General features: G+C 42.2%; 25 protein-coding genes. 1 reads left to right on the forward strand and 24 read right to left on the reverse strand.

What is annotated here, in order from left to right:
• Window positions 1-90 precede the first annotated feature (90 nt).
• Complete coding sequence (locus ACG3M1_RS17810; protein WP_009270929.1) at window positions 91-633, reverse strand: GNAT family N-acetyltransferase; 543 nt, start codon at window positions 631-633, stop codon at window positions 91-93.
• Window positions 634-890: 257 nt separating this feature from the next.
• Between ACG3M1_RS17810 and ACG3M1_RS17815 the strand changes: the two genes are divergently transcribed.
• Window positions 891-2,171: a helix-turn-helix domain-containing protein gene (locus ACG3M1_RS17815; protein WP_008729262.1), complete on the forward strand. Its 1,281-nt coding sequence runs from the start codon at window positions 891-893 to the stop codon at window positions 2,169-2,171.
• Between the two features lie 891 nt (window positions 2,172-3,062).
• Here the strand turns inward: ACG3M1_RS17815 and ACG3M1_RS17820 are convergent.
• The 23 genes from ACG3M1_RS17820 to ligA all read right to left on the reverse strand — a co-directional run bounded on the left by ACG3M1_RS17820 (window position 3,063) and on the right by ligA (window position 23,143).
• Window positions 3,063-3,614: a GNAT family N-acetyltransferase gene (locus tag ACG3M1_RS17820; RefSeq protein WP_008818846.1), complete on the reverse strand. Its 552-nt coding sequence runs from the start codon at window positions 3,612-3,614 to the stop codon at window positions 3,063-3,065.
• Between the two features lie 350 nt (window positions 3,615-3,964).
• Window positions 3,965-4,765: a pyrroline-5-carboxylate reductase gene (gene proC, locus ACG3M1_RS17825; protein WP_074748453.1), complete on the reverse strand. Its 801-nt coding sequence runs from the start codon at window positions 4,763-4,765 to the stop codon at window positions 3,965-3,967.
• 72 nt (window positions 4,766-4,837) lie between these two features.
• Window positions 4,838-5,101, reverse strand: a complete 264-nt coding sequence (locus ACG3M1_RS17830) for a zinc ribbon domain-containing protein (RefSeq protein WP_008818844.1) — start codon at window positions 5,099-5,101, stop codon at window positions 4,838-4,840.
• A gap of 78 nt (window positions 5,102-5,179) precedes the next feature.
• Window positions 5,180-5,647 carry a GNAT family N-acetyltransferase gene (locus tag ACG3M1_RS17835; protein WP_008818843.1) on the reverse strand — a complete coding sequence of 156 codons (468 nt, stop codon included), beginning with the start codon at window positions 5,645-5,647 and terminating at the stop codon, window positions 5,180-5,182.
• Window positions 5,648-5,872: 225 nt separating this feature from the next.
• Window positions 5,873-6,727, reverse strand: coding sequence for an ABC transporter permease (locus ACG3M1_RS17840; RefSeq protein ID WP_008818842.1), 855 nt, complete (start codon window positions 6,725-6,727; stop codon window positions 5,873-5,875).
• Window positions 6,724-7,635: an ABC transporter ATP-binding protein gene (locus ACG3M1_RS17845; RefSeq protein ID WP_008818841.1), complete on the reverse strand. Its 912-nt coding sequence runs from the start codon at window positions 7,633-7,635 to the stop codon at window positions 6,724-6,726. The genes ACG3M1_RS17840 and ACG3M1_RS17845 overlap by 4 nt, the downstream gene beginning before the upstream one ends.
• Before the next feature lie 319 nt (window positions 7,636-7,954).
• Entirely contained in the window at window positions 7,955-8,335 is a 381-nt protein-coding gene (locus ACG3M1_RS17850) for a UPF0158 family protein (RefSeq protein WP_395814374.1), read from the reverse strand.
• Between the two features lie 629 nt (window positions 8,336-8,964).
• On the reverse strand, window positions 8,965-9,336 hold the full coding sequence (locus ACG3M1_RS17855) for a hypothetical protein (RefSeq protein ID WP_008818840.1): 372 nt from the start codon (window positions 9,334-9,336) through the stop codon (window positions 8,965-8,967).
• A gap of 210 nt (window positions 9,337-9,546) precedes the next feature.
• Entirely contained in the window at window positions 9,547-9,891 is a 345-nt protein-coding gene (locus ACG3M1_RS17860; protein ID WP_082420118.1) for a zinc ribbon domain-containing protein, read from the reverse strand.
• Window positions 9,869-10,102: a recombinase family protein gene (locus tag ACG3M1_RS17865; RefSeq protein ID WP_009587747.1), complete on the reverse strand. Its 234-nt coding sequence runs from the start codon at window positions 10,100-10,102 to the stop codon at window positions 9,869-9,871. Before ACG3M1_RS17865 ends, ACG3M1_RS17860 begins: the two co-directional genes overlap by 23 nt.
• A 115-nt stretch (window positions 10,103-10,217) precedes the next feature.
• Entirely contained in the window at window positions 10,218-10,493 is a 276-nt protein-coding gene (locus tag ACG3M1_RS17870) for a recombinase family protein (RefSeq protein ID WP_008818839.1), read from the reverse strand.
• Window positions 10,494-10,499: 6 nt separating this feature from the next.
• Window positions 10,500-10,664, reverse strand: coding sequence for a hypothetical protein (locus ACG3M1_RS17875; RefSeq protein WP_008818838.1), 165 nt, complete (start codon window positions 10,662-10,664; stop codon window positions 10,500-10,502).
• A 379-nt stretch (window positions 10,665-11,043) separates the two neighbouring features.
• Window positions 11,044-11,649 (reverse strand): hypothetical protein, encoded by a 606-nt coding sequence (locus ACG3M1_RS17880; RefSeq protein ID WP_008818837.1) that lies wholly within the window; start codon window positions 11,647-11,649, stop codon window positions 11,044-11,046.
• A 99-nt stretch (window positions 11,650-11,748) separates the two neighbouring features.
• Window positions 11,749-12,747, reverse strand: coding sequence for a virulence RhuM family protein (locus ACG3M1_RS17885; protein ID WP_008818836.1), 999 nt, complete (start codon window positions 12,745-12,747; stop codon window positions 11,749-11,751).
• Window positions 12,748-12,759: 12 nt separating this feature from the next.
• Complete coding sequence (locus ACG3M1_RS17890) at window positions 12,760-12,972, reverse strand: helix-turn-helix domain-containing protein (RefSeq protein ID WP_008818835.1); 213 nt, start codon at window positions 12,970-12,972, stop codon at window positions 12,760-12,762.
• A 374-nt stretch (window positions 12,973-13,346) separates the two neighbouring features.
• Entirely contained in the window at window positions 13,347-14,225 is an 879-nt protein-coding gene (locus ACG3M1_RS17895; protein ID WP_008818834.1) for a GIY-YIG nuclease family protein, read from the reverse strand.
• 261 nt (window positions 14,226-14,486) lie between these two features.
• The gene (gene rlmD / locus ACG3M1_RS17900) at window positions 14,487-15,818 is read right to left on the reverse strand and encodes a 23S rRNA (uracil(1939)-C(5))-methyltransferase RlmD (protein WP_008818833.1); all 1,332 of its coding nucleotides are present in this window, start codon (window positions 15,816-15,818) and stop codon (window positions 14,487-14,489) included.
• Window positions 15,819-15,854: 36 nt separating this feature from the next.
• On the reverse strand, window positions 15,855-16,451 hold the full coding sequence (locus ACG3M1_RS17905) for a hypothetical protein (RefSeq protein WP_002607584.1): 597 nt from the start codon (window positions 16,449-16,451) through the stop codon (window positions 15,855-15,857).
• Window positions 16,452-16,716: 265 nt separating this feature from the next.
• Window positions 16,717-18,141 carry an Asp-tRNA(Asn)/Glu-tRNA(Gln) amidotransferase subunit GatB gene (gene gatB, locus ACG3M1_RS17910; protein ID WP_142419882.1) on the reverse strand — a complete coding sequence of 475 codons (1,425 nt, stop codon included), beginning with the start codon at window positions 18,139-18,141 and terminating at the stop codon, window positions 16,717-16,719.
• Entirely contained in the window at window positions 18,138-19,559 is a 1,422-nt protein-coding gene (locus ACG3M1_RS17915) for an amidase family protein (protein ID WP_002607586.1), read from the reverse strand. The genes gatB and ACG3M1_RS17915 overlap by 4 nt, the downstream gene beginning before the upstream one ends.
• Window position 19,560: 1 nt before the next feature.
• Entirely contained in the window at window positions 19,561-19,854 is a 294-nt protein-coding gene (gene gatC, locus ACG3M1_RS17920) for an Asp-tRNA(Asn)/Glu-tRNA(Gln) amidotransferase subunit GatC (RefSeq protein ID WP_002607587.1), read from the reverse strand.
• 183 nt (window positions 19,855-20,037) lie between these two features.
• The gene (locus tag ACG3M1_RS17925) at window positions 20,038-21,162 is read right to left on the reverse strand and encodes a CamS family sex pheromone protein (RefSeq protein ID WP_008728486.1); all 1,125 of its coding nucleotides are present in this window, start codon (window positions 21,160-21,162) and stop codon (window positions 20,038-20,040) included.
• On the reverse strand, window positions 21,146-23,143 hold the full coding sequence (gene ligA, locus ACG3M1_RS17930) for an NAD-dependent DNA ligase LigA (protein WP_009270933.1): 1,998 nt from the start codon (window positions 23,141-23,143) through the stop codon (window positions 21,146-21,148). Before ligA ends, ACG3M1_RS17925 begins: the two co-directional genes overlap by 17 nt.
• Window positions 23,144-23,153: the final 10 nt, after the last annotated feature.

Raw genomic sequence — 23,153 nt, forward strand, 5'->3', positions numbered from 1 at the left:
AAAAAGAGATTTCTTCAGCTGATTTCCCGGCTGTTCAAAATCCCGTTATTCTTCTTCAAAAAGATATCTGGTTTCAGGTATGTTATATTATTAAGCTATGCGCCTTTTTTCCCATTCTGCTTTTGTGACATACAGGATATGCTCTGTAAGTGTCTGCTGAATCAGTGGCCATTCCCTTACCTCACTGCGTAAATAATGGAAGCCGCATTTCTCCTGTACACGTTTGGATTTTTCATTACCGTCGAAATATCCGCACCATAATGTTTTTAACTGACAGTCCTCAAATCCAAAGCGCATAAGCTCCTTCACCGCTTCCGGTATCAGCCCCTGACCCCAGTACGGTTCTCCGATCCAATAGCCGATTTCTCCTTCATCATCCGCAATCGCCAGATTACTCTGCTTACCAATCATCAGTCCGATGCTTCCCACAGGCTCCATGGTTTCCTTCAGCACAACGGCAAAGGTATTCGGCGCAGACAGCACTGTCCGTATGATTTCCCGGCTGTTTTCCACACTATCATGCACCGGCCATCCCGCTTTGGGCCCGATGTTTGGATTTTTCGCATACCGATAGCAGCTTTCCGCATCCTCAACCTGCCATGGTCGAAGAATGAGTCGTTTTGTTTCCAGCATAATCTCCCTCTTTTCTGTAATTCTCTATATTATATCAAATATCCTTTTATTAGCAAGAAAAATAAGGCAATACAACAGCCCGCTGAAGTGAAAAGTTAAATTCCACTTTCAAAGTAGCCAAGTAGAAAAGACTCTTACACAACAATCTAGTTGAATTTACACTTACAATTGCATTTAGTCTTTCATATATCCTTTTTTATATCTATGATGAAGGTAACCGCTGGTTATTATCATACACATTACAAAGGGTGATGAATATGGCAACGAACAAAAACAAACATCTGACTCAGGACGATCGCAATGTCATCGCGATCGGCATCGTTAATGGTTCTTCTAAAAAAGCTATTGCTGATAATCTAGGCAAAGATAAATCTACGATAGGTAAGGAAATCCGTGCTCACCGTTATCTCTCTCATAAATCTACACTTTCTCTAGAATGTGAGAACTATGCTCACTGTAAGTTTAAGAGAAAGAATTGTACTGTCAACTGCCCTGATTATTCTAAGTTCCGCTGCAAACGCAGAGATCGTACTCCGGGAGCTTGTAATGGCTGTGAGAAACTGAAAAGCTGCCGCTTTGATAAATACCTCTATAAACCTACGATCGCCTATGAGGAATACCGTAGCGAACTCGTTGAGTCTCGAACCGGAATCAATCTGACCTCATCAGAAGCTGTAGAGCTAGGCAATACCATCAAGCCTCTTCTATTAAAAGGTCATTCACCTTATCAGATCATAGCTGCACATCCCGAACTTGGAATCAGTGAGAAGACACTCTACAACTATATTGAACAAGGTGTATTCGAATGTGTTGGCATTGCTAATATTGACCTTCGTATAAAAGTCAAAAGAAAAATGACCGCTAAGAAGAAGACGATCTATAAAAAACGACAAGACCGTAAATTCCTTGTTGGACGGCTTTACACAGATTACCAATCCTATGTTGAGTCTGAGGAAATCACTCACATTTTACAAATGGATACAGTCTACAATGACATTTCCAATGGACCGTTTATCCAGACTTTCAAATTCATCAAATATGGGCTCCTGTTTGCTGTATATCACGACACGAAGACTGCTGCAGATATGGTTGACGGACTAGCTGTTCTTGATTCCATCCTTGGAAAAAGCCTGTTTGAACAGGAAGCTCATATAACACTCACCGATCGCGGAGGTGAATTTACTGATGCTGAGCATATGGAAAAAAGAGACGATGGTACCAGAAGGACACGAGTCTTCTATTGCGACCCTATGCAGTCCGGGCAGAAAGGAAGCCTGGAAAATATGCATCGTGAATTACGTTATATATTACCTAACGAAGTAGACTTACGCAGTATCGGCCTGACCGATCAGACTTCCTTGAATGTAGCCATCTCACATATCAATTCCAGTGCCAAGGAACATTTGAATGGAAAATCCCCATTTGAGCTATGTGAGTTCATGTGTCCGGAATTAGCGCAGAAACTTTATGAATTTGGTCTACAGAAAATAGATAAGGACGAAGTGATACTTCGTCCAAGCGTATTGACTCATAAGTAACAAACAGATGATATAAAGAATGATAAGAGCAGCGGCAAAGAACAGTTATTTATAGTGTAACTATAAAATAGAAGTGGAATTTAGTTATACATAGGCATAATGGAGCCTATTTTCAGTGCGCTTATTCATTTTATCTATCATTCGCACAATGACCACTTTCTTCACATTTTTACTTACTTCTACCTATTTGAAACCCTTTCTAACGCTATATTTATGCTCTGTATAGACTTTTGTAGAAGAAAGTTCCACATTTTTTATTCGCCTTTTGAAAGTGGAATTTAACTTTTCACTTCAGCAATACAACAGCCCTTACGCATCCATCTGTATTATGTATTCATGCAAGAGATACCTTCCTATATTTTCAGATGACTTATAGGAAGAAATGAGCGGAAATAAGAATTTCCTTCAAGGGATATATTCAGATGTGGGATTCTTTTTCTATATTCAGCTTCATTTCCGCTATCAATTTTTCACTTCCTGCTTTGTTTAATCAGTACCTTTGTTTTAGGTGATTCCGAAGCCTATTAGCAGGGCTTGTTATCGCTCAGCGCTAACGCATGCAAAACAAGGATACACCTGCAGCTTCCATAAAATCGAGGAATTCAAAAGCCGGTGCCTTCTATCCTATATTGCCTGCATACGCTGCATATCTGTTACAGCATGTCCTGATGCCTGCTATTCTCTGAGAATTTCACGGGTATTAAAATCATTCAGACTGTGAAAATGAAGGCTCTCGTTTCGAAGCAGATAAGGAAAACCTATTGCGGTCTGTTTTTACTAGCAATTTGAATCCTGCAGCCTGCCATAAATATAAAGACATATTCCATTCCGCTGCTGAACAGCCCTTTGAAAAATGTCAAATATTCTCTTTAAACAATATATAAAGCATGCTTAATTAGTTTCCGTGCCGGTAGAATGTTTCCATTCCTCTATGGTAAGACTCATAATATGCCCGGTAAGTGTTTTTTGAAGCAACGGCCATTCTCTTACCTCTGACCCTGCATAATGAAAGCCGCATTTCTCCTGTACACGTCTGGAATTATGATTTCCTTCAAAGGAACCGCACCACAGTTTTTTCAAACAGCAGTCTTCAAAGGCATATCGTATCAGACATTGAACTGCCTCCGGAATAAATCCCTGTCCCCAGTACGGTTCCCCCAGCCAGTAGCCGATTTCACCCTCATCAGCTGCATTTGTCAGATTACACTGCTTTCCGATCATTAAACTGATATTGCCAATGGGCTCCATATTCTGCTTCAGCACAACGGCAAAGGTATTCGGTGCAGACAGCACAGTCCGTATGATTTCCCGGCTGTTTTCCACACTTTCATGCACCGGCCATCCCGCTTTGGGCCCGATGTTTGGATTTTTCGCATACCGATAGCAGCTTTCCGCATCCTCAACCTGCCATGGTCGAAGGATAAGTCGTTTTGTTTCCAGCATAATCTCCCTCTTTTCTATAATTCTCTATATTATACCAGATTCCTTTTTAATGACAAGCAATCGGCAGAAGGAACAGACACAGAAAGAGCTGCTATGAGAATTCATACCAAATAACAAAGCACACGTAACTTTGACATTCATAATATTCATTGGTAGCCTTTGTTTAATTGTATATTTCAAAAAATAGACAGCGGAAGATAAGGAGATTCTTACATAACCGTGGTAAATTCAAACTATGGAGAATTCAACATACTTATATTTATCAACAGAATTCATAGTCTCCCTTTGTAAATGCCTGAAAGTAAGAAAAATACGATAAGAACACCTGTTTGTTCAGATAAAGGAAGCTGCTACTTCAGCCGAAATTGCTCAATCCGTTCGATTGCAGAAATCAGGGCATTGCGAAAACCAAGACGCTCCAGCTCTGCAACTCCCTGAATCGTCGTTCCCTTCGGAGAGCTTACGCGATCCTTCAGCTGTCCCGGATGCTGTGGATGAACCAGTAGCTGCTTTGCAGTGCCAGCCATCATCTGCGCACAAAGCCGGTAAGCAGCCTCACGTCCAAGCCCATATGCCACTGCGCCATCCCCCAGCGCTTCTATAAACATGGCCGCAAAGGCAGGACCGCAGCCTGCCACGGTTGCACCAATTGTCATTTGATCACTTTCCAGCTTTTCTATGAAGGCAATCGCGGAGAAAAGCTGTTCAACGGCCACAGCCTCCTCTGTTTGCAGAGAATTCCTTTGTTCCCATAACATGACACCTTCACAAACGGATACCGGCATATTGGGGATCACGCTCAAATGTTGTGTATGTGGTGGAAGCAGTTGTTCATACGTTTCAAAGAACATACCGGCCGCAATAGAAACTACGGCTTTTCCCTGCAGGTGCTCTTTCACTGTGGAAATCGCCTCACTCATCTGTGCAGGCTTCACTGCGAGCAGGATGATGTCACACTGCCGTACCATATCAATTGCATGTTTGCATGCATGCATCCCACGCACTTCTGTATTTCTGCACAGCTTATCCCATTGCCTGGCACAGGCATACAGCTGCTCTCCCTTTACAATTCCACTCGCAAGCATTCCATCTGCCATGGCCTGTGCCATATTTCCAAATCCGATAAATCCTATGTTTTGTTTCAAATTCATCACCTCTGTATATCGTATGCAGAAAACGACAGCTGTGCACTGTCGTTTGGTAAATTCTGAATTTTATATCAGTTATTTCATCCACCGCTTCAGTGTTGGAAAATACTGCGTCATCATTTCCCGCGCTTTATCTTCACTCATCCCCGGATTTTCCTTAACCATGACAGGAACACAGAATTCAATCATTTCCTCCATTGTACAATCTGATGTAAATGCACCATGTTCATAACAGTATTTACAATAGTCCACAGACCTTGATCCGTCCTTTTCCGTTCCATATAACTCCTTTGTATCTCCCATTGGCATTCCACAGCACTGACAATATCTCTCTTCCATGATATGTCCTCCTTTATATGCCCACATGATATCATGAGAAATATGACAGCAGCCTGTCCTATTCCAAAAGAAATGACTCTATTTTTCTTTTTTCATATAGAAATTTGTCAACAGCTGTCCCTGCCGCTCCACCTGCTGTGCATAAATCAGCCGATAGCCACGCTGCAGGAAAAAATTCCTTGCCGTTATCGATGCATGCACTGAAAGAGTAGGTGATGAGGTTTCCGTTTCCAGCAAATCGCAAAGCATCGTGGCGATTCCCTGCTTCTGATGCTGATGGTGAACATAGAGGTGATCCAGATAACCGGTTTCATCCATATCCGCAAATCCTACCATTTTCTGATTGCTTGTGGCAACAAGAGTGGTATGCGCCAACAGCGCACTTTTCATTCGCTTCTCCTTGACACCCAGTACCCAGGCCGAAATCTGTTCAGTCGTATAATCCCTGCTGTTAATATTTCTCACGGTATCATAAAACAGCCGCAGCACCTCTGCAAAATCTTTTTCTTGAAATGTACGCAGCTTTACATGATTTCTGCTTTCCATACACTGACTCCTTTCTTATACCGGGCTGTATTGCACAGATTCAGCCTCATTTCAAATCTGTTATCTAATATGCATCCTTTTTTTATGGTATCTATCGGATATATTCAAAAGCTTAGCAGATTCTAATAGAAAAGTACAGGAGCCGATGCGAGGAAAAGGCATGCAAATATATAAAGAATCATGGAAAACATAGCAATCATAATTCTTATAAACGTATTGAATGCATTATTTCCTGTTCTGCCTTACATACTGCAATAGGAAAAACAGCAGTCCCATTCCTGCGATGATCAGGATATGATCCAGTGTATCGGTCGTATGTCCGCCATAGCTGTAGACAAGGCCAAACTGCTTTTTGAATGCAGTCAAATGCTCCGGCGGTATTGACTGAAAGGTTTTCGTTAAGACATCATCCATCATGATATTGCGAAACAACGCGGCACAATGACTCGGTGGAAACAGCGATATCACGGTTTGAAGCAGCTTGGGAAGTGCTCCTACCGGCACATAAATCCCCATGAGAAATCCGGATAGTGTGCCGATAATGGTCGTGACATTGCTGAAGGATGTTGCACTTTTAAAAAATGACATGAAGAAAAAAAGCATTGCCGTACAGGCCAGGATAGACAGCACCATGCATGCAAGCACCTTTAACAGTGCGGACAGTGTTAAGAAGGAGCCTCCATAAGCAACGATATAAAGCTCTCCGATTATCAACGTTACAACGGATACCAGAAATGTTATACATATGGTAGAGATGAGATAGGCACCGGTGACCTTCATTTGCGAAATGGGCGCAATATAAAAGTCATTGAGTATGGACCTGCTTTTATCCTCGATAATAATTCCAAGTACACTTAAAGAGGTTGTCAGCGAAACAATTCCCAGAGTTCCTGCCATGATCCAGGTATCACTCAGTTCTCTTGCCGTATCCGGGAAATCCTGCTTTAACGGCTGGATCATCATGTCACCTAGAAAGCATACATACAGTCCCAGTACAACAAATACTGCCATAAAGGAAAAAAATACCGAAGTCTTATCCTTGAAAAACAGCAGCATATTCCGTTTTATTAAAGAAATCATACCTGTTCCTCCTGAAGCATTTGCAGATAAAGTTCTTCAATATTACCGGGATGGTTTTCAAAGCGCTGAATATAGCGTTCGCAGAGGCGCAGGACAGACATCGTTTTCAGCATGCCTCCCGTGTGTATGCAGAGAGCCTCGTTTTGCTCATGAAATGGTATATGGTGTCGGTTTAGTTCTGCAATCAGCTGTGCTTTACTGGCCGGATAAAGCAGCAGCTGCTCTGCGGCATACTGTTTATGTACCTCCTTCATAGGCTTATCAAAGATGATGTTTCCCTGCTTGATAATGCATAAATGATCAGCAATTTCAGCCTCTTCCATATAATGTGTGGTCATAAATACGGTCATATGACGTTCCTTATGCAATGCGCTGATTGTGTCCCACAGCTGCTTTCTCGCCTTGGGGTCAAGACCGGTGCTCGGTTCATCCAATATGAGTATTTCCGGTTCCGGAATCAGTGCTCTGGCTATATCGCAGCGTCTTCGCTGACCGCCGGAAAGGGTTCCTACCGGCTGATGCATAATATCGTGCAGATCACATATGTCACATAGCTTCTGTACACGCCGGCACGCCTGTTTATACGGCAGATGATAGAGGGCACTGCGCAGAATCAGATTCTGTTTGACTGACAGCAACTCATCAAGGACACTGTTCTGAAAGACGATGCCGATACCTGATCGAATACGTTCATCCTCCTGTCCCAAGCGGAAGCCATTGATTATAACCGTCCCGCTGTCCTTTTTCAGCAAGGTGCTGAGAATGGAGATCGTTGTGGATTTTCCTGCGCCGTTTGGACCCAGAAAGGCAAAGATTTCCCCTTTATTCACCTGAAAGCTGATGTTTTTGACAACCGTTGTTCCCTGATAGGATTTACAGAGCTGCTCAACGCGGATACTTGTCTCCATGATATTCCCCCTTTACAAAATGCATGCTTCAGTGCAGTATATGCAAATCAAGAGGGAGATATTTCACAGAATACATGCGGTAACAGTGGTGTCTTAGGCTACATGAATTATCGACTATAACAGAGCAAGGAGAAAATTGCTGGTTTTCAGAACATCTTATCCATCAAATGGAAGACACAAGGTTCTGCAGGAGAAGAGAAAACGGCCTAAGTCCTTTATGTAAGTGACATAAGCCATGTTTTCCCATAACCGATTTTTAAAGACAGTCTAGGGGTACATAGATATATGGTCTTCTGCCTTTTACCACATGGATTTGCAATTACATGCAGTTCTCCACATATTCAATGCCATGCTCCTGGCACCATGCAATTGCCAGATTTCTGTAATAATCTGCCTGAAAATCATACCATTGCTTAGTAATTCCCCTTCTGTTTACCATATCCTTGAATCTTCGAAACGCTCCACGTCCCTGTATGACTTGTTCCAGTTTATCAGCATCTTCACCTTTTAATGTCTGAATAAACTCTTCCATAATATTATACTCATGGATTTCAAATTTTGTTGGAAGCCTAAAAAAACGCTCAGGGTTATCTTCAATTTCATTTTCCAACCCCTCATTATCCATACCGGTACTTAATTCATCAGCAAGCAGCACACTTTTTCCAGTTTCTAAATCTAAAAAAAAATGTAAAATTATCATCTGCCATTTCAATCGCTTCTATAATGGTACTTATATTAATCTTCATCTTGACATTCTCCTATTCCATTTTAAATGTGTTTTCTATTCTATATCGAGCATAACATAATTTTTTATTAAAATACAAATGAAAGCAGTATTTTTGAATAGACATAAATAAAAAAAAGCCTTTTTTATCAGGCTTTAACTCCACATACAGTAAAATAAAGGCCTTATACAACATGACAAAAGTATTTTCATTACATAATGGTGGAGTAAATTTATTCGTTAAAATTCACGGGGATTCTCCACTCGCATAGGCAAGCGATAATGTGTCCTACTCCACTATCCGTATTGATATGTTCCATGCCCTGATTTACAAGCATTATCGTGATTTCAATGTACTCAAAAATTACAATCTATTTTTGAAACAACCTATTTTCAAGCCTTTTTCACATGTTACTTCTGAACCCTTGACATCAAGACAACACTCTCAACGTGACTCGAACGATTAAAAGAGATAAGCAATGTGTATAGTAATCCCTTGTTGAAAATATTAGATTAAGCTTCACAAATATCATAGGTATATTATTTCTATCTGCTAATAATTCCGCTAAAAGTTGAAGATTTACCCATTATCGAGTAAAACTTTTTTAATATACAACTTCATCTTCTCTGATAATCGAATGGTATTTTTCAGAAATTTCATCAAAACAATCCTTACAAAGATCACCAGATAACACTCCATCTTCTTTATTGCTAAAAATATCATAATACTCGCTACACTCATCTAATACATCATAAAGACCATATAAATCATTTGTTTTCTTTAAACATCTAGCACATCTACATCCATCAAAACATCCAATCGCTTCATACGTATTTCCATCACAATAATGTACAGCATTTCTTGTGGTGTATAATAAATCTTTCGCAACACTAAATTCAAATTTCCCTTCATCATACAACTCTAATACCTTTTTAGACACTGAATTTAATCCATGCCCAATACTATGACAACTCATATTTTTAGCTCCTTATTTTTTTTATTATCACTAATCTAAATATATCATATTTTTTTATTTTACTACAATGCTTTATTATAAAACTGTATGATCTTCTTTGGTAAAGCATTTAGTTTTTTTCAAGTATACAAATTCTTTACTAATCTGAAATAAGGATAAACATCATTTTTCATTTATTACTTTCATTGATACTAAAAATTAGTTTATTTTCTAAACCTCTACTCTTCCAATATGTTCAAAGTCTTCATCAAAATTTCTACTATTTTTTTCTTGCGCAATAATTTCATTTACATCATTCTCTTTTAATGTTATTGAATAAGGGCATTTACCTCTTCCTTTATCCATTCTTGTTGCACATCTATAAACAATCTCACCTCTCTCAGTTCTTCTTCTATATGGTGCTCCACAATATCCACAAACAAGCACATTAGAATAAATCGACTTACTTCTGTATTGATTATGTCTTATTACTTTGTTTCCTTTTTCATCAAAAATACATCTTGATCTCATCTTCTTAAATTTTTGAACCTTTTCAAAATATTCTTTTGAAATCATGATTATTCTTAATATAGACTTTTTCGATTTGTCCAATATTTGCTTCCCTTTTCCCAGTCAAAGCATCTGATACAAATGTTTTTTGTTGAAATACATTTCCAATATATTTTTCATTTGATAGTAGATTGTTTATTGTTTTGCAATCCCATTTATCTTTTCCTGATGGTGATTTAATATTGAAATTTTCTAATAGTTCTTTTATTTGCTTCAAAGTTCTTCCTCTTAAATATTCATGAAGAATTCACTTTACTACATTGGCTTCTTTATCAAATATGGTTAATTCATTATTAATTTTTCTATATCCATACACTGTCTTCACAGGTAATTCACCTCGTTTCATCTTTACTCTCATGCCCTATTTCACATTTATACTTTTCGAAAGAGTCTGCTCTTGCTGTATCTATTTTCTCTTTATCAAAATACACATTATGTTTACGTAGTTCCCTCACATCTTTCAAAATATCCAATGTATTTCTTGCAAACTTACTAACTGATTTTGTAATAATGTAATCAAATTTGCCTTCTAATCCATCTTCGATCATTTTTTTATAGCTTGTTCTTCCATTCTTTCTTAACCCGCTTCTTCCAACATCGTAATACACTTCAACTTAATCGATTTCTATTACTTTATTAGAAAGTTCTTTAAAATATGCAATTTGAATATTTAAACTCGAACGTTGTTCTTCTACATTTTTACTTACTCTACAATATACTGCAATTCTTACTACTTCTTTCTTTTTATTTTTAACTGGTATCTTCTCTACATGTATCATTTTTTATTATCCTTATCACTCCAATCTTAACATATGAAAAAGATGCAAGTTATCATCAACAACTTACATCTCTATAAAACTGATTTAATTTTTTATCTTTTTCGCAACAGAACAATGGACTCAACATGGCTTGAGCGGGTAGTCTTGATAGCAATCTTGGAGCCTAACCGCTCATTATAGTGGGTAATAAGTCCACCAAATCCACTGATTATTAACGAACAAGTCAATGCCTAAATCCCTAGAAAATTCCTGTATTTCAGTAAATAGGTCAAAGGAGATTTATGGCTTTTTCATAGTTCTGGGCGTTCTCCAGTTAGCAATCGGTCAACAGCATTTGGGGAATTGAGGTCTGTTCATAGGGGAACCGGCAACTTAATTTCTATTGTTTCTTCAATAATTTAATGTCAAATTTACCGCCCAATGCCGCTGTGCCTATTCCGACCGCTGTCATTAAAACAAAACTTGCAGCACTAATGATCTTCCAGTTAAACTCTTTCTTTTCAGTGTCCTTCTTGTCAGCCATGCAAGCAGATTTCATTTCCTGCTCTCGTATCTCGGTATCTTTTTTATCTACCGCATGAAAAATTTCCATTTGGCGGTCAATAACATCCTTCTGTTGTTCTGGAGTCAAATTAGGATTATCAAGACACTTACTTAAATCTGCACGTACTTTATCAGCATATTCAATGAACTCTCTTCTGCTTTCAGATGCGGCATCAATTTCTTTATTTAAAATGGCATAAACCTGTTTAGTGCTTTCATCATCACTTGCAACAATTTTTTCAAGAATGCCTTGATACTCGACCATTGTCGCTTGAATTAATTTTGCCAGTTCGGGAAATTGAGCAAGTACCTGCTGTGCTACTTCTGGGCGAAGTTCGTTCAGTTTTGATGCATAACTTAATATATCAATTTTTGATAAATTTTTAAAATCTGTCCTATCCATAAGTGAGAGAACGTGTTTTTCATTGTTTGTATATTCCATCCTATTTTCTCCTAACTTCATATTAAGCATCCATAACCTTGAACTGTTCGAAATTACCGAACAGTTCAACGGAGCAGTTACTCAAATTTTCCGAACAACTTACTTTTGTTGTTTCCCTTTTTGTTCCAGTAACTTTATACTTTCCAAATAGTCCTTTTCCACACTGCTAAGTGTTTTTGCCTTATACTTTTTATACTCCGTCTTAGCCTTTTCCATCGCCTGTAAATGACTAACCGTGCCATTTCCAGTGAGAAGATTTTCTCCTGTAGAAGTCAAAATCCCGTCCAGATGCTTTGCCCAATCCTCCATTGTCATAGGCACTTCTCGTTCTGCCTGTCTTTCAGCAAAATCCAAATACCCCGAAACCAGTTGACCCATTGAACGCAGTTCTTTCTCATCCAAATAATTCTTTGCAATTTTCGCTTCCTTTAAAGTCGGTTGTTCTCCTGAAAATGACATCAATCCCATGAAGTCTTTTTCGGCATCCGCACGATGATAGATTACCTCTGCCGCTGTTTCTCCGGAAACAGCATAGTGAATTTTATTCTGCACTTTCTTAAAAAACTGAATAGAAACCTCTGCTTTGGGATCATAGTCAATGCTTGTTGCATAGATTTCTAATACCTGACGATAAAATACCTTTTCTGATGCCCGGATATCACGAATCCGTTCCAGCAGTTCTTTGAAATATCCGCCACCGCCCAGTTCCTTTAGGCGGTTATCATCCATTGTAAATCCCTTAATCATATATTCTTTCAAGCGTTCTGTTGCCCATCGTCTAAAATTAGTTGCAATGGAAGATTTTACTCTGTATCCAAGGGAAATAATCATATCAAGGTTGTAAAACGGCATCTCTCTTGCAACTTCACGATTTCCTTCTTTCCGAACTTGTCGGAATTTCCGACAGGTTGAATTTTCATCAAGCTCACCTTCATCATAAATATGTTTTATGTGTTCCACAACATTAGTACGAGATGTCCGAAATAAATCTGCCATCTGTTGCTGTGTAAGCCACACCGTTTCATCCTGGACTTTAACCTCAATATTTGTTAATCCATCATCAGACTGATATATAAGTATTTCTCCATAATTATCCACTGTGGTGTCCTCCTAATCCTCTCGCTTTACATAGGTTAGTTCAATATCATACCCAAGGGCTTCCAGCATTTGTACAAAGGTCTTGTTCACAACACCATCTTGCTTTTTGATGATGCGGTTGACATACGGGCTTGTTGTTTTAATCTTCTCTGCAAGCTGTGCCTGCGTCATACCGCTTTCTATACATTTTACTTTTACGTCTACTTCTATATTATTTTTCAGCATTTAAATCTCCTCTGTCTGCATTCCCTTTACTAAATTACACAAATCAGATAATTTATTATACCATACTTCTTTAGCTTTTTCAATGCATTCCAAAAAAGTATTATTTCGGGCTTGTTTTTTTAAATTATTACGATAACATTTATAAATTCATATTGTAAAACAACTTTAATTGTTCGATGGTATAGGTGTAATTCTGAACTTGAACCTATTTGACAAGGTGATAAAACTCTCTACAAATGCTTTTGCAGAACAAATTCTTCATATGCATAAAGTGACTATAAAATAAAACCATTTATTTCCAACAAAAAAGTCGCAGATTTTCTGGAGTATAAAAAATCTACGACTCTCTATTATTTGTGAATCACAATCTAATTTTAGCTATTTTCAACATCCTTCAAAATCTTACCCTCATCCGTTCTCCATTCGATATTTCCGTTTGCTGATGCACCAAGTACAAAAGCAGCTGAACTTGATGGCGATTTGAATAATATCTCGTTTTTAATAATACTATTCTCGTCTATATTATCCTTATTGTTTTTCCTCTCAGTTTTCACATAATCTGGGCAACTTGGAACAATATCTGCTCTAATTTTGCTACCAGCTAAAACAACAAAACCTTCACTAGTTAACTTGCCCTTTGCATCTGCACCGCTACGTCTTATATAAAAAATCTTATTATCGCTTTCTGCACTATCGCTATTTGGAGCAACCATTGTTTTAGAGTCTGTAAGGGGTTCAAACACCTTATGCCCGAGCGTACCCATAATTATTTTTGCATAATCAATGAATTCCTCGAGTTCGCTTTCCTTTTCCTCTGTAATGTTGCCGGGTGTAGGGTCATTACCATTTTTCACAACATAACGTTCTGTCTCTTTAGCTATATTTGTAAATCTATTTTCAAGATAGCTTATCTCTGTGGGTCCGAAAGAGTTATTTGAAGTGGTAAACACCACAGTTTCCGTCCAGTAATCTTTCTCAGGATTGCGTTTATGCTCTTGCAAGCGATATAGTATCCCTTCGCCATTTTTACGAACGCCAGCCTGTCCAATATAAACTACATTTTCACCTGTTTGATCAGATATACCAAAGAGAAAATACACACCACTTTGCGAAAGGTCATCACGTCCCTTACAGCTATCAAGCTTTGTTCGTGGGATTTTATAAGCAACTCCTGTCCAATTAGCAAGAGTGCATTTCATTCTGCCATTTGGTTCTCCATCCATCAAAAATAAATTTATACTTTTCCCTCGCATATCTTTTCAAACCTCTTTTCATCTATTCTCTTACATACGTTTTTGTGTCTCTGATTGCTGTCAATAATCCCACACACTCGCACTATGCCAGCAGTCCTAAACACTCACCAATCCATAATTGAATAATAAGTCATAGGGCAGATTACAAAATTCCACCAAGTCATTTCTGCAATCTCGCCCCGCTTTTAAAATTTACCGCTCGGTTGCTCACTACACCGACTTCTGATAAATGCCCATTTTATCGCTTTTTCGGCACTTTTTCTACTTGTTTCGGGTGAGCAAACAAACGCACTCAACATGATGCGTGAACGGAAACATATCCAGAGGCTGCACAATTTCTGTACGATACCCCTTCTCCTCCAGCAGCTTTAAATCCCTTGCCAGTGTCCCGGGATCACAGGACACATAAACAATCCGTTTTGGCTGCATCATCACCATACTGTCAATCGTCTGCGCATCACACCCCTTGCGCGGCGGATCTACCACAATCACATCCGGATGTGCCCCCTGCTCACACAGCTTTTTCGCATAGTCAGCCGCATCGCTGCACACAAACTCAATATTCGCAATGCCATTTAATGCCGCATTCTTTCTCGCATCACGAATCGCCTGCGGTACAATTTCAATTCCCGTCACATGTTTTGCCCGCTGTGCTAAAAACATAGAAATCGTCCCGACTCCACAATACAGATCCAGCACCGTTTCCTTTCCCGTAAGCTGTGCAAACTCCAGAGCCTTTCCATATAATATCTCCGTCTGTCTTGGATTCACCTGATAAAAGGACTTTGAGGATATGGAAAACTTCAAATCATGAATACTGTCAGTGATAGCACGCTCCCCAAACAGCAGCTGTTCCTTATCCCCCAAAATGACATTATCATCCCGCACATTCAGATTTAATATGACACTCTTCACAAACGGCAATGCCGCAGTCAGCTCCTGTACCATCTCCTTCCCATGTGGAATCTGAAAGGAACGCACAATCCAGACAACCATTACCTCATCACTGGAAAATGCATGCTTGATCAACAGATGACGAAACAGCTTCGCATTCTGATACTTCTCAAATAATTTACGCATTTCCTGTAATACCGCATTGATTCGTTCACTCTGAATCAGACACGTATCCGTATCAATGATGGCATTGGAATTGATACGATAAAAGCCAGTAACCGTTTTACCTTTCTCAACTCCGACCGGAATCTGCCCTTTGTTGCGATAATTGGTATAGCAATCCTGCATCCCCAGCACATCCCGCACCTCAATATCAAGGTGTGCTATCCGCTGCATCACATCCTGCACCTTCTGCTTCTTAAACCGCAGCTGCTCCGCATAGGACATATGCTGAAGCTGACAGCCTCCGCACTGCTTTGCAATCGGACAGGGTGGAGCAACACGCTGTGAGGATGTTTTACTTCTCTTCATCAGCCTGCCATAGCCAAATTTCTTTTTTGCCATCGTGACAACCAGCTCTCCCGCTTCCCCCTCCAGCATGCCTTTCACAAACAGCGGAAAGCCGTCTATCTTTACAACCCCGTGCCCGTCGTGCGTATATCCGCTGCAGACACCATATACCTGATCATTTCTCTTCATCTTCTCACCTCATTGAAAAAAGGGCAGGCCGCCCTTTTACTTGTTTTTCTTAGCTGCTTCTTCCTGCTGCTTTAACAGCTTTTCTGCGACGGATTTATTTTTCGGAGATGAAGGTGTAGAAACATTCGGCTTCTTCGCTGCCGCTGTCTTCGTCTTGATCTTATAAATCTGATCATCCGCAGAATGCTTGTCATCCGGAATGAAATTATAAACATGCACTTCCAGATCATACATCTTATCGGAATCGTTATTTGTAAAATACTTCTTGATAGGAAGAATATCATTCACCTTATCATAGGCTTCATTCATAATACTCTTCACCTTGGCACTGCTGGCATCATCCTTTGTATCAATATTGATACGCAAGGTAGCACTGATCAAATTGACTTCAACGCTTTCAACACCATCCAGCTTCATTGCGGACTTCACCTTGTCCAGCTGCTCTTCTGTTATGGCCGGATTCAGTGAATTGTCAAAACGGCTGCCGACCGTAGGACTTCCGCTGCTCTCCTTGGCACTCAGATAAATCCATCCAAGCAGCAGTACAGGAATCAGAATAACAATACCGGCAATCCAGTATAGTATCTTGCTCTTTCCGCCGCCTGCTTTTGTTTTTTTCTTCTTTTTACTCATGGGGTTCACTCCTGACTATATAGACAATGAGCATACTCCTTAGGAGTCATGCCTGATTACACGATTGTGTTTCTAGTATAGCACATTTACCAGTATAACACAAAACCGCGAGAATTACAGCGGGAATCTTCTTACGATTTCCTAAAATTGACAGCTTCACAGACAGGCTTTTTCAAAAGCTACCCTGCAATATATAAACCGGTGTTTCGCATAGCATCCGTGCCTTACGCTCGCAGGCCTCATCACCGGCTGGCGCAACAGAATGCTAGCGCTTTTTCAACTCCTCCTGAATCAGCTTATTCGTCATCGCCGGATTCGCCTGTCCCTTGCTGGCCTTCATTACCTGACCAATCAGGAAGCCGACAGCACGGTCCCTACCGTTTTTGAAGTCTTCAATGGATTGCGGGTTGTTATCCAGAACAGCGCTGACCATAGCAAGCAGCTCACTGCTGTCGCTCATCTGCTTCATACCCTTTTCTTCCACGACCTTCTTCGGATCCTTGCCCTGCATGATGTCCTCAAACACAATTTTTGCCTGCTTGCCGCTGATTTCACCGGCATCCACCATATTTACCATATCCGCAAGATGCTTTGGATTACACGGATTATCCACCAGCTTGATATTTGCCTTATTCAATGCAGCTGTAACCTCAACGATCACCCAGTTTGCTGCCTTCTTATAGTTCTTTGTATACTGACATACCTCATCGAAAAAGTTGCTCAGCTCACGATTGGCAACGAGTACATCAGCATCGTATTCCTTCAGTGCATAATCGTGCATATAGCGTGCCTTACGCTCATCCGGAAGCTCCTCCATATTATCCTGAATGTCTTTGATCCATGCCGCATCCAGACGAATCGGTGGAATATTCGGTTCCGGGAAGAACTTGTAGTCCACGTTTCCTTCCTTTTTCCGCATCAGAATCGTTGTTTTCTGCGTTTCATCATAACGACGGGTTGCCTGTACGACTTCCTCACCGTTTTCCAGCAGCTCCCTTTGACGTGCCACCTCTGCATCAATCGCCTTCTGTACATTGGAAATGGAATTCAGGTTCTTGACCTCGGTTTTGGTACCAAGAGCTTCACTGCCCTGCGGACGTATGGAAACATTGACATCACAGCGCATGCTTCCCTCTTCCATTTTAACATCACTGACTCCAAGGTAATACAGCATACTTCTCAGCTTTTCCACATAGGCAGCTGCCTCTGCCCCGTTTCGGATATCCGGTTCACTGACGATTTCCACCAGCGGTGTTCCCGCACGGTTGTAGTCTACCAGTGTCCCCGCATCGCTGTGAAACTGCTTAGCGGTATCCTCTTCCATATGAATACGGTTGATGCGGATATCCTTTTCCCCGTCATCCGTTTTAATGGTGATGACACCGTTGGAGCCAATCGGGTGAAACTGCTGGGTTATCTGGAAGCCCTTTGGAAGATCGGAATAATAATAGTTCTTGCGATCAAACTTCACCAGCGGATCGATTTCACACTTCAATGCCGTTGCGGCCAGAATTGCCAGACGCACAGCATCCTTATTTACACAGGGGAGTGTTCCGGGATGTCCCAGATCCACTTCATTTACACAGGTATTCGCTACCTCTCCAAAGGATGTCGGTGCCCCTGAGAACATTTTTGTTTTGGTTTTCAGCTCGCAGTGGATTTCAATCCCTATGACTGTTTCGTATTTCATGCGTCTACCTCCACATCATTACCTTTTAATCCTGTTTCCTCTTCAATCGCCAGTCCGATATTAAACAATGTCTGCTCATCAAATGCCTTCGCCGTCATATTGATACCGATCGGCATACCTTCCGCAAAGCCGGTCGGCATGGTCATGCTCGGATATCCGGAGAAGTTGCCCAGCACCATATGATTTTCAGCCACATTGTTATCTGCCCCAAGATGAGAATCCTTGGATTCCTCTGCCAGCGGCGCGATTGTTCCTGCAGCAGAGGCAATGACAACATCGCTGTTGGCAAGAACACGGTTCAGCTCCTCCACAATCAGGCGGCGAACCTTCTGCGCCTTGCGGAAGATCTTATCCTGATTTTCCACAAACAGAGAATAGCTTCCGATGACAAAACGCTTGCGTACATAGGAACAGAAGCCCTTTGTCCGGGTGTTGATCATGACATCCTCCACGTTTTCTCCAGCCTCACGCATACCAAAACGGATTCCATCCAGATTGGAATGGTTGGCTGTAGCCTCGGCATTCGCAATAATATAGTAGGTAGGCATCAGTGCCTTCATCAGCTTATCATCCATGCGCACATGTGTAACAGTAGCACCGCGTGCCTCCAGCTTCTTCATCAAAGCGTCAAAATTCTCACGGATTGCAGGATCCGCAACCGCCTCCTGTACATTATCCAAAACAGCAATGCGCTTTCCGCGAAGGTCATGATTCAGGTTAGCAGCATAGGCCTCCACTGCACGGTTGGATGAGGTCATGTCACGGTCATCGCGACCAGCCAGCACCTCCAGTGCAACCGCTGTATCCTGTACGGATGTGGTAAAATAACCCACATGATCCAGGCTGGATGCATACGGAATGATACCATAGCGGGAGATTCTTCCATAGGTTGGCTTCATGCCGATAATCCCCTGGTATGCGGCCGGCTTGCGCACACTGTCACCGGTATCCGTACCAATGGCAAACGGAACGACTCCAGCCGCTACAAGTGCTGCACTGCCGCCGCTGCTTCCTCCGGAAATTCTGCTTTCATCCCAGGCATTGTTAACTGGTCCTGTGTAGGCATTGCGGTTGGTTCCGCCCATGCCCAGCTCATCCATACTGGCCTTTGCTATTACAACTGCGCCTGCAGCTTGCAGCTTATCAACGATATGCGCATTGTATACCGGGATATAATTATCCAGAATGCGGGAGGATGCCGTGGTACGGATTCCCTTCGTATTCACGTTGTCCTTTAAAACAACTGGCATGCCATACATCGCTGCATCTGCGCCGATTGCTTCCAGCTCCTTCAGCTGCTCTTTCGGGTCTACAAAGGTAACAGCAGCATTTAAACGCGCCTGTGCTTCCTTCGCTTTTTCCAAAGCCTCGTAAACGCGGCCCTCCACGTCCTGCTTTCTCGCTCTTTCAAAATCCATTTTACTTCACCACCTTTGGCACATGTACATGCCCTGCTTTTGCACTTTTCACATTCAGAAGCGCGGCTTCCTGTGATATTACATTATCTACGCTGTCCTCACGCAGAAATGTCGTTTCTGCTTCAAACGGGTAGATCATTTCTTCAACACCCTCTGTATCAATGCCGTCCAGCAGCTCGATCTGCTGCAGCAAAACCTTAAATTCCTCCTGCAGCTCACTGACCTCTTCATCATTCAGATCAAACATGATGTCATGTGCCAGCTTCTTGAAATATTCTGCACTAAATTCTTCCATGATTGCCTCCATTCCTTCGCCTTGTGCGATTCAGGTTTCTGAAAAAGAGAATGCGTTTTGTTCAATACCGTCACATCTCTTTTCGATCTTCCCTTTTTTATTTATACCGTTGCATGAAAATCTTGAAAAGGCGTAGCAACAGTTCCTACGAAATTCATTTTATTCTTCTTTTCTATTTCCGGATTAATACAGCAGTGTCTGTGCAACCGTACTGCTGGTACCCTTGTTTCTCGTAATGGTGGCGACATCTACATCATCCGCCTTGACTACGACCGTGATTTTAAAATTATTGCTGGAAAAGATGGAAAGCCGCTCATCCAGCAGCTGCACCGCCGCAATGACCTCATCCGCACTCTTGGCATGCAGCTTCACATTGATGCGCAGATCTGTCAGCTCATTATCCATGAAATGACCTTTGCCGATCATGTCGATATCCTGTCCCAGAAAATCCTGAAAGCTCGCCTTGTAGCGGTCGAAATAGGTTGCGTTTGTCCCGTCCAGCTTGGTTGCCGTGCTTGTCGGAAACAATGCCCATTTCTCATTGATCGCCTTGAATTCCGCATTGGTCTTGGATTCAAAATAGGCTTCCTCAAAGTACGTTCCCGGCAGCGTCGCATCATCGCTGGAGGTATTATACAGCGCTACATAAATCGGTGTGTTGTTTCCGATTTCCGGCTTTGCCTTTCGCAGATAATTAACCAGCTTACGCGCACATTCCTCGCCATACAGCTTCATTTTATCGCTGTCGATGGTTGCCTCCTTTGGTTCCGTACCGATTTTATCATTGAATACGAGCGCCAGTGACAGCCCTTTCAGCTCCTTGTTCTGATACCAGTCATATTCAAAGATATCCAGCAGCAGCACATCATTGGCTGTTATTTTTTTATCCCCGTCATCGGTTGGAAATACATCACCCACTGCAGGATTTAAACCGTTTGCATTTTTCTTGCTCGTTCTCCCCAGCAGTCCGCTGTTATCCGCGGAGGCATCCAGTGTATTGTAATCCAGATATTTTCCACCCCGAAAGGCATACGTCTTACTGGAGAAATATTCCTTGGAAAGCTCCATCAGCCCTGTACCAATGGTCAGGGTATCACTCAGATTGGTTTGCATCTGGGCATGCTTCTGCCCCGCATCACTCACTGAAAACGGCAGCAGTGCAGAGTATTCCCCTTCGTTGATGGCCTTTGTTTCCTCACTGCTTTTATCATTGTCCGCCTTGTTTTTATCTTCCTTATTACAGCCGCCGAGTACCAGCATACAGCTGCAAAGAAGCAGAATCGGTACTGCTCTAGGTTTCCTGTTCATTTCCGTTCACCTCTTTCATAAAGGTATCCTCATCCATCGTCATGACACCGAGGGAATTCGCTTTGGTCAGCTTGCTGCCGGCCGCCTCGCCGTAAATGACAAGGTCGGTTTTTTTGGAAACAGAGCCGCTGACATTGGCCCCGAGAGATTCCAGCAACGCCTTGGCATCATTTCGTGTCATCTGCGTCAGCGTACCGGTCAGTACGATGGTTTTGCCGCTGAATGAGCTTTCCTGAATCTGCTCAGCCTCGGTATCCATCCGCAGGCCATAGCCCTTTAAATGGGCAATCAGCTCCATGTTCTTCGGCTCATGGAAAAAGGCGGTGATGCTCTCTGCCGTAATCTGTCCGATATCCTTGATTGCCACAAGCTCTTCCTCATTCGCTGCCATCAGTGCATCCATGCTCAGAAAATGCTTTGCCAGAACCTTTGCGGCTTTCTTGCCGACCTGGCGGATGCCCAGTCCATAGATCAGATCCTCCAGCGGATTCTGCTTGCTGTCCTCAATGGCATCCAGCAGCTTATCTACCGACTTTTCTTTAAAGCCCTCCAGATCGATCAGCTCCTGCCGATGCTCCTTCAGGCAGTATATATCTTCAATGGTATTCAAAAAGCCCTGCTTATGGAAAAATTCCACTTTCTTATCACCCAGTGTATCGATATCCATCGCATCCCGACTCGCAAAATGAATCATGCTTTCCACAACACGGGCGGGGCAGTCCTGATTGATGCAGTAATGGGCAGCTTCCTCAGGAAAGCGTACCAGCTCACTTCCGCAGATCGGGCAGTGCGTTGGAAAGTGGTAAACCGCCTGCGTATCGTTTCTTCGCTCAAGCAGCGGTCGAACGACCTCCGGTATGATATCTCCGGCCTTGCGTACCACGACATCATCATGAATACGGATGTCCTTTTCCTTAATCATATCCTCATTGTGCAGCTGTGCCGCCGATACCGTTGTACCCGCAACCCGCACCGGCTCCAGTACGGCATTCGGAGTAATACGTCCCGTTCTTCCAACCGTTACCACGATATCCAGCAGCTTTGTGATAACCTCTTCGGCAGGAAATTTATATGCAATCGCCCAGCGCGGCACCTTGACCGTGGAGCCCAGACGATTTTGTGCGTCCAGATCATCCACCTTGATGACCATACCGTCAATCGCGTAGGGCAGATCATTTCGCTGCTCTGTAATTTCTTCGATAAACTGCCACACCTCATCGATGCGCTCACACACCTTACGAAGCGGATTCACCCGCAGATGCATTTCACTCATCTTCTGCAGTGCCTCTTCATGGGAATGAATATCGTATTCCTGTGCATTCACAAAGTAATACCAGAAGGCATCCAGCTTACGCTTTGCCGCAACCGAGCTGTCCAGCTGACGGATACTTCCCGCCGCCGCATTTCGCGGATTCGCAAACAGTTCTTCCCCGTTCTTTTCCCGTTCCTCATTCAGCATCTGAAAGCTGGCATTGGGCATATACACCTCTCCGCGCACTTCCACCTCACCCTGTAGCGGGATATGCATCGGAATGGATGGGATTGTTTTGACATTGTGCGTAACATCCTCACCGACAACCCCATCTCCGCGGGTCAGTGCCTGTACAAAGCGCCCGTCGCGATAAATCAGGGACATGGCAAGTCCGTCAATTTTCAGCTCCACCACATAGCGTGCGTTTGGCACCACTTCCCGCACACGCTCGTCAAAGGCATGCAGATCCTCCAGATTGAAGGCATTGCCCAGACTCAGCATGGTGCGCTTATGCTCCACCTTCGTGAATGCATCCAGTACGACACCGCCAACGCGCTGCGTAATGGAATTGGGGTCGCGGTACTGTGGGAATTCATCCTCCAGTGCCACCAGCTCCTGATAATAGCGGTCATATTCCTGATCGCTTTTACTTGGCTGATCCAGTACGTAATATTCGTACGCCAGCCTGTCCAATATACTTCGTAATTCTAAAATCCTCTGCTGACTCATTAGAAACCTC

The sequence above is a fragment of the Clostridium sp. 10cd* genome, from assembly GCF_044336395.1.
GTDB lineage: Bacteria > Bacillota_I > Bacilli_A > Erysipelotrichales > Erysipelotrichaceae > Clostridium_AQ > Clostridium_AQ innocuum.